Here is a 16,027-nt window from a genome sequence, read left to right as displayed (position 1 = left end):
GCGATCTAGCAGAGGAAGGCGATTACATTACTCCTTGCTCAATCATGGCATCCGCCACCTTTCTGAACCCGGCAATATTAGCGCCCAGTACCAGGTTGGTGGGGTCGCCAAACTCTTCCGCCGTGGTGGCGCACTGTTGGAAAATATTGGCCATTATCTCTTTGAGTTTTTGGTCAACTTTTTCCAAGGGCCACTGCTCCATGCTGCTGTTCTGCGCCATCTCCAGCTGGCTTGTCGCCACGCCGCCGGCATTAGCGGCTTTACCTGGGCCATAGGCAATTTTAGCGGCCAGGAAGCAGTCAACAGCCTCGGTGGTCGAAGGCATGTTGGCGCCTTCGCTCACACAGGTAACCTGATTGGCGAGAAGCGTTTTGGCATCAAGCTCGGTTAGCTCGTTTTGGGTGGCACAGGGGAAAGCGGCGTCTGCCTGAATGTGCCAAACCGCATGCCCACCTTGCGGATAATCCCGTGCGCTAATGTAGTGCGCGTCAGGGTGCTCGCTTAGGTACTCTTCAAGCGATACCCGTTTGACTTCTTTAAGCTGCTTAAGAAGCCCAAGGTCGATACCCTTTGGATCGTGGACTGTGCCGCGTGAGTCGCTACAGGTGATGGGGGTGGCGCCCAGCTCATACAGTTTTTCAATGGTATAAATGGACACGTTCCCCGCGCCGGATACCAGGCAGGTTTTGCCTTCCAGGGTCTCGCCGCGGGCCGCCAGCATGTTTTGCGCGAAGTAAACAGCGCCGTATCCGGTGGCTTCTTTACGACCAAGCGAGCCGCCCCAGTTTAGGCCTTTGCCGGTTAATACGCCTTCATAGCGACCTGTCAGACGTTTGTACTGCCCATACATATAGCCAATTTCACGCGCGCCAACGCCAATGTCGCCAGCCGGTACATCGCGGGTAGGGCCGATGTGGCGGTAAAGCTCTGACATGAAGGCTTGGCAAAAACGCATGATTTCGTTGTCTGACTTACCCTTGGGGTCGAAGTCAGAGCCACCTTTGCCGCCGCCGATAGGCAGCCCGGTTAAGGCGTTTTTGAAAATTTGCTCAAACCCTAAAAACTTGATGGTGCCTGCCGTAACGCTTGGGTGAAAGCGTAAGCCGCCTTTGTAGGGCCCAAGGGCTGAGTTGAACTGAATACGATAGCCTTTGTTGACCTGTACGCAGCCAGCATCATCTAACCAGCAAACGCGGAACATGATTTGGCGCTCTGGTTCGACCATACGCTCAATAATGCTGTGCTGCAGGTAGTGCGGCTGACGCTCAAACAGAGGGCGCAAACACTCTAATACTTCTTCTGCCGCTTGATAAAATTCAACCTGAGCAGGGCTGCTAAGCTTTAAACGGGACAGCGTATCGTGAACGTAGGGCATGAAAAAATACCATGTGTAATTACTAAAGACGTTGTTAGCTGGTCAGCTATTTGAGGGACATTAAACGAGGGATGCGCTTTCTTGCATACCCTATGTCGTTTCGGAATGAGTAAAAAAATAGTGGAATTTAGACCAAAGTCGCAGTGTTTTGCTTAGAAAAGCAGAATGTTAACAAAGTCAGTTAAACGGTATTTAAACGTAATGCGGTGCATATCGCCAGCCATCATCGCCATGTTGGTGAGGCTCAATCGTAGTGCGGTGTAAGCGAAGCGCACCCGCAGCGGCGGCCCGGCGCAAAGCAGCGCTCCGCGCTGCCGGGGTTAGGGTTGGGTGCGGCTCCAGGCCAAGGCGGCGCATCCGGGCGGCTGGCGCCGCCTTTCGCGGGTGCCGTAGGCTCGTTCCTCGCCTGCGTTACCGCGCGCTACAATTGCCATGCTGTTGTGGCGTGATTCAACCATCGGGCGCGGTAAGCGAAGCGCACCCGCAGCGGCGGCCCGGCGCAAAAGCAGCGCACCGCGCTGCCGGGGTTGGTGTTGGGTGCGGCTCCGGGCCAAGGCGGCGCATCCGGGCGGCTGGCGCCGCCTTTCGCGGGTGCCGCAGGCTCGTTCCTCGCCTGCGTTACCGCGCGCTACAATTCTGCGCATATCAATGCGGAGTGCTTCAACCGTAGTGCGCGGTAAGCGAAGCGCACCCGCAGCGGCGGCCCGGCGCAAAGCAGCGCACCGCGCTGCCGGGGTTAGGGTGTGGTTTTCAAGCCTAGGCGGCACATCCGGGCGGCTGGCGCCGCCTTTCGCGGGTGCCGTAGGCTCGTTCCTCGCCTGCGTTACCGCGCGCTACAATTCTGCGTATATCAATGCAGAGTGCTGTAACCGTAGTGCGGTGTAAGCGAAGCGCACCCGCAGCGGCGGCCCGGCGCAAAGCAGCGCCCTGCGCTGCCGGGGGGTGGGTGCGGTTCCAGGCCAGGGCGGCACATCCGGGCGGCTGGCGCCGCCTTTCGCGGGTGCCGTAGGCTCGTTCCTCGCCTGCGTTACCGCGCGCTACAATTCTGCGCATATCAGTGCGGAATGCTGTAACCGTAGTGCGGTGTAAGCGAAGCGCACCCGCAGCGGCGGCCCGGCGCAAAGCAGCGCCCTGCGCTGCCGGGGTTGGGTGCGGTTTTCAAGCCTGGGCGGCGCACCCGGGCGGCTGGCGCCGCCTTTCGCGGGTGCCGTAGGCTCGTTCCTCGCCTGCGTTACCGCGCGCTACAATTGCCATGCTGTTGTGGCGTGATTCAACCATCGGGCGCGGCATTTGTTATCGCGGTGGTGGTTCATGGTGAGGCTCAACCGTAGTGCGGTGTAAGCGAAGCGCACCCGCAGCGGCGGCCCGGCGCAAAAGCAGCGCCCTGCGCTGCCGGGGTTGGGTGCGGTTCCAGGCCAGGGCGGCACACCAGGGCGGCTGGCGCCGCCTTTCGCGGGTGCCGCAGGCTCGTTCCTCGCCTGCGTTACCGCGCGCTACGATTTGCCATGCTGATGTGGCGTGATTCAACCATCGGGCGCGGCATTTGTTATCGCGGTGGTGGTTCATGGTGAGGCTCAACCGTAGTGCGGTGTAAGCGAAGCGCACCCGCAAAAGCAGCGCCCTGCGCTGCCGGGGTTAGGGTTGGGTGCGGCTCTAGGCCAAGGCGGCACATCCGGGCGGCTGGCGCCGCCTTTCGCGGGTGCCGCAGGCTCGTTCCTCGCCCGCGTTACCGCGCGCTACAATTCTGCGCATATCGATGCAGAGTGCTGCAACCGTAGTGCGGTGTAAGCGAAGCGCACCCGCAGCGGCGGCCCGGCGCAAAGCAGCGCCCTGCGCTGCCGGGGTTAGGGTTGGGTGTGGTTCCAGGCCAAGGCGGCACATCCGGGCGGCTGGCGCCGCCTTTCGCGGGTGCCGTAGGCTCGTTCCTCGCCTGCGTTACCACGCGCTACAATTGCCATGTTGGTGAGGCGTGGCCTTAACCATCGGGCGCGGTAATGGCGTTTACCGGCGCTATACGGGCAGGACGGCGCCGTCTGTACGGGGTTCGGTGCCGCCCTGGAATGTGCCGGTGGCGGCGTTGCGTAGGATAATTTGCCCGCGGCCAAAGGTCAGCGCATCGTTCGTCCTGACAATGTGATGCCCGCGTCGCTCTAGCGCTTGAGCGAGGTGGTCAGGGAAACCGGGTTCCACCTCAACGGTTTTGCCTGCGACCCATTTCCAGCGCGGTAGATCCAGCGCTGCCTGTGGGTTGAGCCTGTCTTCCAGTAGGCTGGTAACTACCTGTACGTGGCCTTGAGGCTGCATGTAACCGCCCATAACGCCGAAGGGGCCGACCGCTTGATTATCCTTGGTGATAAAGCCGGGGATAATGGTGTGGTAGGTGCGCTTGCCGGGGTGCAATACGTTGGCGTCTTCTTCGTTAAGCGAGAATGACCAGCCCCGGTTTTGCAGGCTGATACCGGTGCCTGGCACGACAATACCTGAACCGAAGCCTTCAAAGTTGCTTTGGATAAACGAGACCATATTGCCTTCGTCATCCGCAGTGGCGAGGTATACCGTGCCGCCCAGAAGTGGATTGCCGTGTACGGGGTCAATGGCTTCGTTTCCGATCAGCTTGCTACGCTGCGCCAAGTAGGCCGGTGAGAGCATCTGTTCGACGCTTGGTACCATGTCTTCTCGCTCGGTGATATAACGCAGCCCATCCACATAACCCAGCTTGGTCGCTTCGATGCGGCGATGCAGCGCTTCAACCGCATCGCGTGGCTCATCGCCCAGTGCTTCCAGCATGCCGAGTGCCTGTAGCGCGATTAAACCGCTGCCGTTGGGCGGGATTTCCCAGATATCATGACCGCGATAGCGAATGCTAATAGGGTCGACCCATTCAGGCCTAAAGGCCGCGAGGTCTTCCTTGCGAAGAAAGCCACCATGCTGGCGCGAAAAGTTATCCATGGCATCGGCTAGCTCGCCTTCGTAGAACGCTTTGGCGCCGCTTTCAGCTATCGCGCGTAGCGTGTTGGCCATGTCGGGTGAATGCCAAATGTCGCCCGCTTTTGGGGCATGGCCGTGTGGTGCAAAGTGTTCAAACCAGGGGGCAAACTCTGGGCGGTTGTACTGCTTGTAACGGGTGAAGGCTTTTTGCCATAGCTGGCTCACCACGGGAGAAACTGCAAAGCCCTCTTCGGCCAGGGTAATCGCCGGGGCCAGCAGTGTCGCAAGGGGAAGCGTGCCAAAGCGCTCAGAAAGCGTGGCCCAGGCAGCGGGGGCGCCGGGTACGGTCACTGGGGTTAGTCCGTGGGCGGGCATCGCATCCAGGCCAAGCTCTCGCACGGCGTCAATGCTAATCCCCACTGGGGCTCTGCCGCTGGCATTAAGACCGTGTAATGTATCCTTCACCCACACCAGAGCAAATGCATCGCTGCCAATGCCGTTGGAGGTGGGCTCAACCACGGTAAGTGCGGCGGCTGTCGCAATAGCCGCGTCAATCGCGTTGCCGCCATTACGCAGAATATCGGTACCCACTTGGGCGGCAAGCGTTTGGGAGGTGGCGACCATGCCGCGCTTACCCAACGTCACCATGCGTCGGGAGGCGGCCGGGTAGTAATGAGGGTCGAGGTTCATTGGATTATCCTTATGCGATATGCCAGGCAGGCCACTGTAGGGCTCAACATTAGCAGGATAATCTTATGAACGTCTTCTGATAGCCTTGATTACGTATTAGGAGAAGCAGGCCGCAGCGAACCGTTGGGGGTGCTCACCTTTCATGGCTTACGCAACAGTTCAATTGGCACGTTAAGGTGTTGCGGGCGCTGGAGTACATTCAGCAACACAATGGCGCGCTCTTCGCCCTTGCAGCGCTCGAATATAGCGTCAAGGTCTTTAAAGGGGCCGTCAGTAATGGTGACTTTTTCGCCCGCGCAGAAATAGGTATGGCTCCCTTCTGAGCGGTGAGGTTGGGCGCGAAGCGTCTCCACCAGTGTATTGGGCACGCTAATGGGTGTATTGCCAAACGTAAGCAGGCGTAATACACCACGGGTAGAGCGAATGGGGCGCCAATTGCTGACAACCTGGTCTAAACGAATAAACAGGTAATAGGGAAACAGCGGTTCGCTCACCGTGGCAAGCTTGCCCTGGCGCCTGCGTTGTATGTTCAGTACCGGATGAAACACCTCATAACCCTGGTTAGTGAGGTGTTCGGCCGCGCGGAATGATTCGCTGCCTTTGCACTGAATAACGTACCAGTTGGACAGGGCGCGCTCTTCAATGCTGGTCTCGGAAGAGGCTGGCTCTACGTCATTGGGTTCCATACGTTAGCTCTGTGCTTGGGCGAGCAGTTTAGCGAGCGCTTCTAAGGTTTGGTCGATATGCGCCTGGGTATGATCATAGGCAAGGAAAAAGCGTAGCCGGGCGCTCTTTTCCGGTACTGCTGGGTAAAGAATCGGCTGAACATTGATGTGGTAATGTTCAAGCAGCGTGTGGGAGAGGTGTGCTGCCAACGGTGAACTGCCCACAATGATGGGAACAACGGCTGCGCCGATGCTGTGCCCGGTATCCATGCCGTGTTTTTTGGCTTGCTGCAGGAAGTAGCGTGAGATCGAGTGAAGTTTTTCCACCCGTTCAGGCTCTTGCTGCATAAGCGCTAGCACTTTGAGAGAGGGGGCGGCGACCTGGGCAGGCATTCCCACACTGTACAAGAAACCGGGCGCAAAGTAGCGCAGCGTTTCAACCAGCGCTTTAGTGCCCGCAATGTACCCGCCACAGCCGGAGAGCGTTTTGCTCATCGTGCCCATCCAGATATCCACGTCACGTGGGTCGATGGCAAAGTACTCATGAAGCCCTAAGCCGTTATCACCCATGACGCCGAAGGAGTGTGCTTCATCAACCATTAGCCATACCTGGTGCCGCTTTTTGAGCTCGATAAAGCGAGGCAGATCAGGAATGTCGCCATCCATGCTGTAAAGCCCTTCGATGACGACAATTACACGTTCAAATTGGTGACGGTGGCGGCTAAGCAAGGCATCCAGGGCATCGGGGTCGTTATGGGAAAACGGCATGCGTTTGGCGCCGGAAAGCTGCGCGCCAACCAGTGAGCTGTTGTGAATATACTCGTCATGTAGCACGAGGTCTTTAGGCCCAAGCAGATAGCCAAGCGTTGATACGTTAGTGGCATGCCCGCTCACAAACGCGACCGCATCATCGACCTGATACGCCTTGGCAATGGCGTGTTCCAGCTCCCGATGAATAGGGCGCTCACCAGAAACTACTCGGCTGGCCGATACGGAGCTGCCGTAACGCGTCACCGCCTCGCAAGCGGCTTGGTTAACGCGCGGGTCACCCGAATAGCCAAGGTAGTTGTAGCTGGCGAAGTTGATGCACGGTTGCCCCTGAATAATGCTGGTTGCTCCGGCAATGCCTTCATGCACCTTAAAGAAGGGGTCTTTTAACCCCAACTGTTCAGCACCCTGACGCAGCATGGCAAGCTGCTGGTAGCCTGGGTGGGCATCAAACCGCGTAAAGCGCTCGGGCACCGGGCTGGTGGTTGAGTCGTTGCCCGGTGAGGAGCTGGCAGCGTTGGCCATTGCGTGTGGCGTCGTACGTGGCGTAGTACGTTTACGTGCTTGTTCCAACAGCTGCCGTTTTAAATCAGAGCGCTTGGCGGTCATGGTGTCTCGGTTGTCGATGATGTTGATGCTGGCTCGGTGAACCCGCCTGCCCCGTGGCGAGCGGCCAGAGAGGCTAACGCATCTTGCGGTGCTTCTTCAACATCGTCGTCATGCTGATGGAGCTTTTGAATCAGCACACCCGCCAGCTTGTTAAGTGTTGAGGCTTCGCTGAGTATCATTACCGGCACCTGAACACCCAAGCGGTTCTCGATTGCTGTCATCAGCTCGACCCCCATCAGCGAGTCAAAGCCCATGTCGTAGACCGAGCGATTAATATCAATTTTTTCCTCTTCAATTAACAGGATGCTGGCAAGCTCTGCCCTAAGCAGCTCTGTGACCGTACTATGCAGCTCTTCCGGGGAAAGGTCGGCAAGCAGAGCGCTGATATCGTCATCGGCATCGTTGCTGCTGTCGTCATCGCTGGCACGGGCGATCTCGTTAAAGCGCGGCGCATTGGCGGTCGGCAAGAAGCGGGCGAGCGCCCCCCACTCTAGCTCCAGTACGCCAAGGCTAGGCCCTGGTGTTACCAGCATCTGTTCAAGCACGTTCAGCGCATCATCTGAACGAAGGGCAGAACCGCCTAAACGCTCTTGCAGCGCATCACGCGTGCGCGTGTTACGCGCCAGGAAACCGACATCTTCAATGGCGCCCCAGCGTACACAGGTTGCAGGAAGACCGGCGGCACGGCGATTAGCGGCAAACGCTTCGAGCCAATGGTTGGCGGCCACGTAATTGGCCTGACCTGGGTTGCCAAATAGCGTGGTCGCTGACGAGTAGAGGATGAAGAAGTCCAATTGCTCATTACGCGTTAGCGCATCCAGGTGGCGAGCACCCTCTATTTTGGGCGCTAGCACCTTTTGAATGCGCTCGGCGTCCAGGTTACGGATCAAGCTGTCATCTATCACCGTGGCGGCATGCACGATACCGCGCAGCGGGCCCAGCTCATCCTTGGCGCGAGCTAACACGCTGGCCAGTGCGTCGTGGTTGGTAATGTCGCAGGCTGCGGCCATTACCTGTACGCCCTGAGCATTAAAATCCGCAAGCGCAGCTTGTGCTTCTTCGCTGGCCGGGCCGCTGCGGCTAAGCAGAATCAGTTGGCGAGCGCCTTTGCTTACCAGCCATTGGGCGGTTTTAAGGCCGAACCCGCCCAAGCCGCCGGTCACCAGGTAGCTGCCATCGTTTGATAGGCTCAGCGTTTCACGGCCTAGCGCTTCGTTCCTGGGCGGCGCAATAGGCTGCTCATAGGTAACGACGACTTTGCCGATCTGGCGCGCTTGCTGCATATAGCGGAAAGCATCGATGACCTGGCTGTGGCTGAACGCGGTAAACGGTAGCGGGCTGAGGGTGCCGTCGTTAAACAGCGCCATCATTTCCCCGAACAGCCGCTGAGTCAGCGCAGGCTGCACTTTCATTAGCTGATCGGAGTCGATACCGAAATAGCTTAAGTTATTGCGGAAAGGGCGCAGGCCAATGTGGGTATTCTCGTAGAAATCGCGTTTACCCAGCTCCAGGAATCGACCAAAGGGACGCAGAGCGCGCAGGTTTTGGTTGATGGCTTCCCCGGCAAGTGAGTTCAGTACGATATCGACACCTTCGCCCTGAGTGTCTTCAAGAATTTCTTCAGCAAAGGTGAGTGAGCGAGAATCATAAAGGTGCTCCACGCCCATTAGCCGTAAAAAGTCGCGTTTCTCTTCCGAACCCACCGTGGCGTAAATTTCCGCGCCAAGCCATTGGGCAATTTGCAGCGCGGCAATACCGACACCACCGGCTGCACCATGAATCAAGACTTTTTCGCCTGGCTCCAGGCGTGCCAAGTGTTTAAGCGCGTAGTACACGGTAAAAAATGTGGTCGGGATGGTGGCAGCGGCAGCGTAACTCACGCCTTCTGGAAGAGGCGCTATCGCGTGCTGACTGGCAATCAACCGGTCACTAAAACTGGCTGGCCCAAAGCCGACGATGGCTTGCCCTGGGGCTACGTGAGTAACGTTGTCGCCCACGGCAATAACTTCACCAGAGAATTCAAGCCCCAAGGTTGGCCCCGCAAAGCCGTTCTCGATCGCTTCGTCAGAAAGCAGGCCGAGCGTGTACATCACGTCACGGAAGTTAAGCCCGGTAGCTTTTACCTTGACCTCAACCTCATCGGCCTTAAGCGCAGGTAACGCTCGTGGGCGCCACTGTAGCTGGCGCAACTGCCCGGGTAGCGCAAAGCCGAGGGTCATTGCTTGATGGGCAGGCTTGCTAACGGTTTGTTGAGGTGCTGGTGCGGGCAAGGTACGCAAGCGGGTGGCAAAGCGTTCACCGCCTGCATGGATGACGACTTCGTTTTCGTTGTCCGCGATAGTCAGCGATGCAGCCCATGTACTTAACGCTGCATCACTAACCTCATGGGGGATATCCAGCAGGCTGGCCGTATGCCCCACGGCTTCATTGGCAAGCGAGCGGCCAAAGCCCCAAAGTGCCGCATCATCGGGTACGTTGTCGTGTGTTTGCTGTGTTTGCTGTGTTTGTTGAGTGTGCCAAAGCAGGCTAACACCTTGAGTGGTAAGCCATAGCGTTGCCGAGGTGAGTTTGGCCGCTTCCAGCGCCAGGCTCCACTGCTGGGCACGATAGCAACGCAAGGTTTGCACGCTGGTGTCGCTACCGCCCAAGTCGCGTAGGTCAATCACATTCAACGTTTGAGCAGCATCGCCCCATTCGCCGAGTGCATTTTGCAATAGCGTATCGGGTGCGTCGTTGCTTTGCTCAACCCGGACCTTGGCCTGGTGTGCGGTAAGTGCTTTAGCCAAGCGCGCCGCAAGCGCCTCGTTGGTCGGGTCGGTGATGATTAACTGGCAAGGCGTGTCGGCAAGGCTTTCATCCGCTTGAGAAGTGACGGATACCAGTGGCAGCTGGGCATGCAGCAGGTAAGCGCCCGCCGAGCTCTCTTCAAGCTCGATGGGGGCTGAAACCATAAAGCCTTGGGCACTTAGCCAATCGCTTAGTGTGCTGTGTTCCAGTGCCGTTTGGTCGATGCCTGGCGTTGCCAGCACGTCGTCTAGCCACTGGCTGGGGGCTATGCCCATCACCATAAGGTGGGCGCCAGGGGCCAGCTGGGCAGGCAAAGCTTCAATCAGCTGGCGCGTGCGAGCAGGTTGGGTGGCATCGCTGCTGATGAAGGCGAGCTGGGCTTTTTCTGCGTTTGCTAACGTATGTGGCGCATCATCCAACGACTGCACATCAATAAGCGGATAGCGCTCTTGCAGCTGTTCTGCCTGGTGGCGTGCGCTGTCATGCGTGGTAATTACTCGGTAGTGGTGCTTGCCTGCCTGGCCTGCATTGGCTAGCTGTTCCAGCAGACGCTGGCCCAGCGCAGGCGCGCAGGGGCCCGCTTCAAGCAGCTGCAGGCGCTCGTCTTGGCCCAATAGGGAAAGTGAGGCTTCGATCAGGCTGCCAAGCTCAGTGGCAAGCGCTTGCCAACCGCATTCGCCGATCAGTACACGGTTTAGCCTTGCCATTAGCTCAGTGGTAATGCCCAGTGTCTCAAGCGATGTCGTGCCGTTGAGTAGTGCATCACGGTGCAAGCCCAAGCGGCCCACCAGATGAATCGGTGCAAAATAGTCGGGGTAATCCTGCACCAGCAGTTGCCAGATAGCCTCGGGCGCCAGTGCTTCCTCGTCGCCTTCAATGGCATAGCCATGCTGGGTAAATGCTTCGCTTAGGCTATCGAGTAACGGAGCGACTTCCTGGGCGTAGCGTTGACCGGTATATGACGCGTAGTGGCTGCTTAGTTGTGCCAAACGGTTTAGGGCGTCGGCCGCCAAGGGCAGTGGCTTGGCGTCAAGCGGCGCTGGGGTAAGCTCAACATCCAGATAGCTAAACGATTGATGATGCGCGCGGTTCAAACGAATCGCCTTGAAGCGTGTTTGGCTCAGCACGGCCACGGCGTTTCCATTCGCATCGTACAGTTCAAAATCTGCGGTAAACGAGTGGGGCGCGCGTTTGCCCATCACGGCGCGAGCCAGTACCGGCACACCCGCTTCGAGGTTGACCTGTATACGACCAACCCGAACGGGCACAAACGCAAGCTGTGCGGCAAATTCACTGTGCTGCGCTAGCAAGGGGATAAACATCTGGAAGGCGCTATCCAGAATGCCGGGATGAAGGTGAAGCGTCGCTAGCTGTGCCTGCACGTTACTGGATAAATCGATGGCGCCGATGACGGCGTTATCTTCGATCCATCCGTGGCTAATTGCCTGGAAGGCAGGCCCATAGTGCAGGCCGATGCGCTCGGCCATTTGCAGGTGTTCCGTTAGCGTGTAGTCCGGTGCGCGCGAAGGCAGTTTAGGTGCCCGACGGTTGAGCAGAAAGCCACGGCTTTCGTGCATATTGCGCGCTACCGCGTTTAACTGCCATTCGTGACCATTGGCTGGTTCACGGGAGTGAATGGCGATGCGGCCATCTTCCGAATTGAGCGCTAAGCGCAGAGCACGACCATTAGGTCCATCCAGCAGGAGGGGGGCACGAATTTCCAGCTCTTCGATATCCAAAAGTGGGGTATCTTTTTGCTGTAATGCGGCGGCCAGGGTTAGCTCAACAAACCCGGCACCGGGGAACACCGCGCCTTCACCCACCACGTGATCGGCAAGCCAAGGCTGACGTTTAATGTCCAACTGGCTTTCCCAGGTGTGCTCTTGCTGCGCCAGCGGGTAGCCCAGTAGAGGAGACTGGTAATAGCGTGACAGTAGTCCTTGGCTGTCTTGTGTGCTGTTGACCCAGTGCCGCGTGCGTTGCCATGGGTAGCGGGGCAGTAAGGTGCGTTGGCCTTCCACGGGGAACACATGACGCATATCAAATGAGAGCCCGCTCAACAGTAACTGGCCAACGCTTTGCAGCAGTTGTTCAAGACCAGGCTTGTGCCGCTCAATGGTGCCAATTGCCAGCCCTTTACGCTCTTGCTGGCGTAGTGTTTCATTGAGGTAGCGGCGCAAAATGGGATGCGCGCCAACTTCTACAAATACGTTATAACCCTGTTGTATCAGTGCGGTGGCTGCGTTATCAAACAGGACCGGTTCGCGGATGTTTTTCCACCAATACGTGGCGTCAAGCTCAGTGCCCAGGCTAAGTTCACCGGTAACCGTTGAGTAGTAGGGCAGCTGTGTTTTACAAGGGGTAATGTCGGCCAGGGCATCAATAACCCCCTGCTGGATGCTATCCATGGCAGGGCTATGGAAGGCGTAGTCCAGCGGTAGGCGTTTGGCGAAAGTGCCTTGTTCACTTAACGCGGCTTCAAGCTCGGCCAATTGATCACGGTTACCTGCCAGCGTGATGCCTTTAGGACTGTTAATACCCGCGAGGCAAACCTGGTCAAATTCTGGCTTGGCAAGCCATGGCGCTATGTCTTCGGCACTCATGGCGACGGCGCTCATTTCGCCCTTGCCACGGGTTTTTCCTTGATAAAAACTGCGGAAATAAATGACCTTGACGGCGTCTTCAAGACTGAGTGCGCCTGCAGCCCAAGCCGCAGCGACTTCCCCGACACTATGCCCAAACACAGCGGTAGGCATGATGCCCTGCGCTTTTAGCCATTCTGTTAGCGCGACCTGTAGAGCAAACAGGGCTGGCTGAGCGATTTCGGTAAGCTCGAAGCGGTTCTCTCCGTTCTGCCCCTCAAGCTCAGTACGTAGCGAGAAATCGCCGTGCTGCTGAAACAGGCTGTCCACGCGGTCAATAGCGTCGGCAAACACGGGGGCTGTATTGAGCAGTTCACGGCCCATGGTTTCCCACTGGCAGCCATTGCCGTCATAAACAAATACCGGGCCACGTGCATTGGGCAGTCGTTCCAGCGTGATCACATGCGGGGTGTCTTCGCCCTTGGCAAATTGGCTCAGCGCCGCTGCGGCTTCTTCTGGCGTTTGTGCAAAGCAAAGTGCGCCAAAGGTGTGCTGTTCACGGTGGTTAAACAGTGTATGGGCAACATTGTAGAAGGCGTCACTGCCTTCCATGAGATGCTCTGCTAATAAGTGAGCGCTATCCGTCAGTGCGTCCTGGCTTTTAGCACTTAGCCGGATGGGCAATGCATGAGCGGAGGTGTGGCCAGCTGCTGCCGGTTTTTCCGGTGCACTTTCTAAAATAACGTGGGCATTGGCGCCGCCAAAGCCAAACGAGTTAATCCCGATGACCAAGCGGCCCTCTTTTTTAAGAGGCTGCGCTTTGGTAACGACATGCAGGTTCCATTCATCAAATTTGATGCGTGAATTAAGCTTGCGAATGCCGATGGTAGCAGGCACTTCACGGTGTTGCAGGCTATAAAGCGCTTTGGCAATCCCCGCGACCCCTGACGCCGTTTCCAGGTGGCCGACGTTACTTTTTATAGAGCCAATCGGCAGGGGGGCCTGGCGATACTTGCCCAAGGCTTCACCTATGGCGCGGGTTTCTATTGGGTCGCCAACGGCGGTACCCGTGCCGTGGGCTTCCAGATAGTCGATTTCGTCGGGGCTGATACCTGCCTGTTCATAGGCACGGCGCATCAGGTCAATCTGTGCGCTGGGGTTAGGTACCGTAATACCTGATTTATGGCCATCGGTATTCACCGCCGAGCCAGCGACCACCGCGAGAATATTGTCGCCGTCAGCAATCGCCTGGTCGTAATCCTTGAGCAGGAAAAGCCCCGCGCCTTCAGAGCGCACGTAGCCATCGCCTGAGTCATCAAACACCTGGCAGCGGCCCGTTGGCGAGAGCATGCTCGCCTTGGAGAATATAATGAACCCATAAGGGTGCAGGTGAAGGCTGATACCCCCCGCCAGCGCCATGGTCGTTTCACCGCTGCGAATGGATTGGCAGGCTTGATGAAACGCCACCATGGATGACGAACAGGCGGTATCCAGCGACATGCTTGGGCCATGCAGGTCAAACACGTAAGAGAGACGGTTGGAAGCAATGCTTGACGTGTTACCCGTCGCGGTTGACGCATCAATGGCCGCCATGTCATCCGCCATGCGATACGAGTAGTCAAGGCTGGCGACCCCCAGGAACACGCCGCACTGGCTGCCGCGTAAGCTGCTGGGGACGATGCCGGCGCTTTCGATGGTTTCCCACGCGAGCTCCAGCAGCATGCGCTGCTGTGGGTCCATATTGGCCGCTTCGCGGGGCGAAATACCAAAAAACTCGGCATCAAACCCGCTGATGTCGCCAAGGCTTCCTGCCGCAAAGGTAACGCTGGTGCCAGGGTGGCGCTTGTCGGGGTGCAAGAAAGCCTCATGGCTCCAGCGGTCAGAGGCCACTTGGGTGACCAGATCTTTTTCGGCTTGCAGGTCCTGCCAGAACGTTTCAGGGGTGGTGCCGGGGAAACGATGGGCGGCGCCGATAATGGCAACGCGTCTAGTCATTCTTGCTCCTGAGGTTCTGGTTCTGCCTTGATCACATCGCTACTTATATCGTGTCCAAACGCTTGTTTAAATAGCTGGACGCCAAGTTCACTGGCGGTTAACGCGCACGTGTCATGCTGTTCGGGCATAAAATCGTTCGACCACTCTTTAGTCTGCGTCGACCATATCATGTACGGCGTCGTGCCAGCCGGTAACGAGAAGTGCTCATACGCTTCGGGCAATATAGGTACATGATCACCATACCAGCCCAGCAATCCTGGCCGCTTATGTTCATCCAGCGTGCTTTTAACGCTAGCCAACATTTTGTCGGCCTCGCCTAGATGGCGCAAGTACACGGCTAAATCGTGTAAATGTGCAGGTAGCGGCCAAGGCGCTGTGGGCAGTGCAGCCGCAAGGCTTTCCTGGTGAGGTGCTTCCAGGTGCAACGGCCCATGGTTTTCCATGGTAATCACAAATATAAAAAGAGGCCCATTATCGCTATCTTCAAGCAGGCGTCCAACCTTTCGTGCAACGGCCAGGTCGCCGATGTACTGGCCTTGCTTGTCGCTACTCTCAAAACCAGTGAGATCGATAAACTGGTCGAACCCTAACGGGGGGATCACTTTATGGCGCATATAAAAGCTGGCGGGGTAGGGGTGAACGCATACCGTACGGTACCCCGCTGCCTTAAACGCACTGGCCAGGCTTGGCAGTGGGTGGCGCGACAGCGTGCGATAGGGGTTAAATTGGCGCGGGCCCCACGCGGCCGGTGAAAGTCCGGTAAGTACTGCACATTCGGTACGCACGGTATTAGCACCCCATGCGGGCACCTTCAGCTCGCCATGCAGCTGCGCTTGTAAGCGCGTAGCATCAAAATTCTTTAATAAGCTGTCACTAATGTCAGGGTACCAGGGGCGTGGGTCGAAAAAGGATTCGCTTTGCACCAGTACGACATTAGGACGTACGTTCGAGGTTGCGGTGAGGCGACTGGCTTCAATCTTTTGGGTTAACAGATAAAACGGGGATTGTTCAGGCGCGGGAGGAGATGAGCGCATTAGGGCGATGCCATAGGCCCATAGGCTTGCAAATAATCCCAAACGATTTATGTCATCTACCGGGTTCAATGTGGTGGGAGTGAGTGCCCGCCAGCCCAAGGCGATAAGCGGCGCACCTATTGCGATGAGTAAGCCGCAGAGCGTGATAAAGCGTTGCCCGCCCCACTGAGATACGAGCGAAGGTTCCCAGTACAGAAACGCTCCGATGGCTGCGGCTCCCGCGCCAATGGCGGCTATGGCAAGGCCGGTCCCAAAAAAGGGCACATAAAGGCGGGGGTGGAGGATGGCATCCCAAAAGTACTCAAAATCGTGGCAGATGAACGGCTCACATAGTGTGCGAGATTTTGTATTACTGGATTGAACGAGCACCAGCTGAAGCGCCAGAATAAAAACCACCGTAAACCAGGGCCGCTGAAGCACCAGAATAAACGCGCCAAACAGCAATAGCCAGCTGCCTAAATGTACGCTGTTGGCCGCCAGGCCGCGCCGCCAAAGTGGCTTAGGGCGTGGGTTAAGGAGGGCTTCGAAGATGATCGTCCCCATTCCTCCAACCAGCAATGGCCAAAAAAGCGCAAAGGGCAGCGAAGTCGTCAT

Annotated in this window: 10 protein-coding genes; all 10 read right to left on the bottom strand. The window is 57.5% G+C overall.

Annotated elements, in window-relative coordinates:
- Positions 1 to 22 precede the first annotated feature (22 nt).
- The 10 genes from gdhA to ACT3R4_RS01465 all read right to left on the bottom strand — a co-directional run bounded on the left by gdhA (position 23) and on the right by ACT3R4_RS01465 (position 16,027).
- Entirely contained in the window at positions 23 to 1,375 is a 1,353-nt protein-coding gene (gene gdhA / locus ACT3R4_RS01510) for an NADP-specific glutamate dehydrogenase (protein ID WP_193056240.1), read from the bottom strand.
- 320 nt (positions 1,376 to 1,695) lie between these two features.
- A complete protein-coding gene (locus ACT3R4_RS01505; RefSeq protein WP_444665589.1) occupies positions 1,696 to 2,088 on the bottom strand; it encodes a hypothetical protein in 393 nt (130 codons plus the stop codon).
- Positions 2,089 to 2,131: 43 nt separating this feature from the next.
- Positions 2,132 to 2,497 (bottom strand): hypothetical protein, encoded by a 366-nt coding sequence (locus tag ACT3R4_RS01500; protein WP_444621968.1) that lies wholly within the window; start codon positions 2,495 to 2,497, stop codon positions 2,132 to 2,134.
- 171 nt (positions 2,498 to 2,668) lie between these two features.
- On the bottom strand, positions 2,669 to 2,941 hold the full coding sequence (locus tag ACT3R4_RS01495) for a hypothetical protein (RefSeq protein WP_441676978.1): 273 nt from the start codon (positions 2,939 to 2,941) through the stop codon (positions 2,669 to 2,671).
- Between the two features lie 87 nt (positions 2,942 to 3,028).
- Positions 3,029 to 3,256 (bottom strand): hypothetical protein, encoded by a 228-nt coding sequence (locus ACT3R4_RS01490; protein ID WP_496201192.1) that lies wholly within the window; start codon positions 3,254 to 3,256, stop codon positions 3,029 to 3,031.
- A 129-nt stretch (positions 3,257 to 3,385) separates the two neighbouring features.
- Complete coding sequence (locus tag ACT3R4_RS01485; RefSeq protein ID WP_441676979.1) at positions 3,386 to 4,993, bottom strand: gamma-glutamyltransferase family protein; 1,608 nt, start codon at positions 4,991 to 4,993, stop codon at positions 3,386 to 3,388.
- Between the two features lie 140 nt (positions 4,994 to 5,133).
- On the bottom strand, positions 5,134 to 5,679 hold the full coding sequence (gene rfaH, locus ACT3R4_RS01480) for a transcription/translation regulatory transformer protein RfaH (protein ID WP_441676980.1): 546 nt from the start codon (positions 5,677 to 5,679) through the stop codon (positions 5,134 to 5,136).
- Between the two features lie 3 nt (positions 5,680 to 5,682).
- A complete protein-coding gene (locus ACT3R4_RS01475; RefSeq protein WP_441676981.1) occupies positions 5,683 to 7,035 on the bottom strand; it encodes an aminotransferase class I/II-fold pyridoxal phosphate-dependent enzyme in 1,353 nt (450 codons plus the stop codon).
- Entirely contained in the window at positions 7,032 to 14,399 is a 7,368-nt protein-coding gene (locus ACT3R4_RS01470; RefSeq protein WP_441676982.1) for a type I polyketide synthase, read from the bottom strand. Before ACT3R4_RS01470 ends, ACT3R4_RS01475 begins: the two co-directional genes overlap by 4 nt.
- The gene (locus ACT3R4_RS01465) at positions 14,396 to 16,027 is read right to left on the bottom strand and encodes an LTA synthase family protein (RefSeq protein WP_441676983.1); all 1,632 of its coding nucleotides are present in this window, start codon (positions 16,025 to 16,027) and stop codon (positions 14,396 to 14,398) included. Before ACT3R4_RS01465 ends, ACT3R4_RS01470 begins: the two co-directional genes overlap by 4 nt.

It is taken from the genome of Halomonas sp. AOP7-E1-9, from assembly GCF_052376035.1.
GTDB classification, from domain to species: domain Bacteria; phylum Pseudomonadota; class Gammaproteobacteria; order Pseudomonadales; family Halomonadaceae; genus Vreelandella; species Vreelandella citrativorans.
This window is presented reverse-complemented; position numbering and strand designations above follow the sequence as displayed.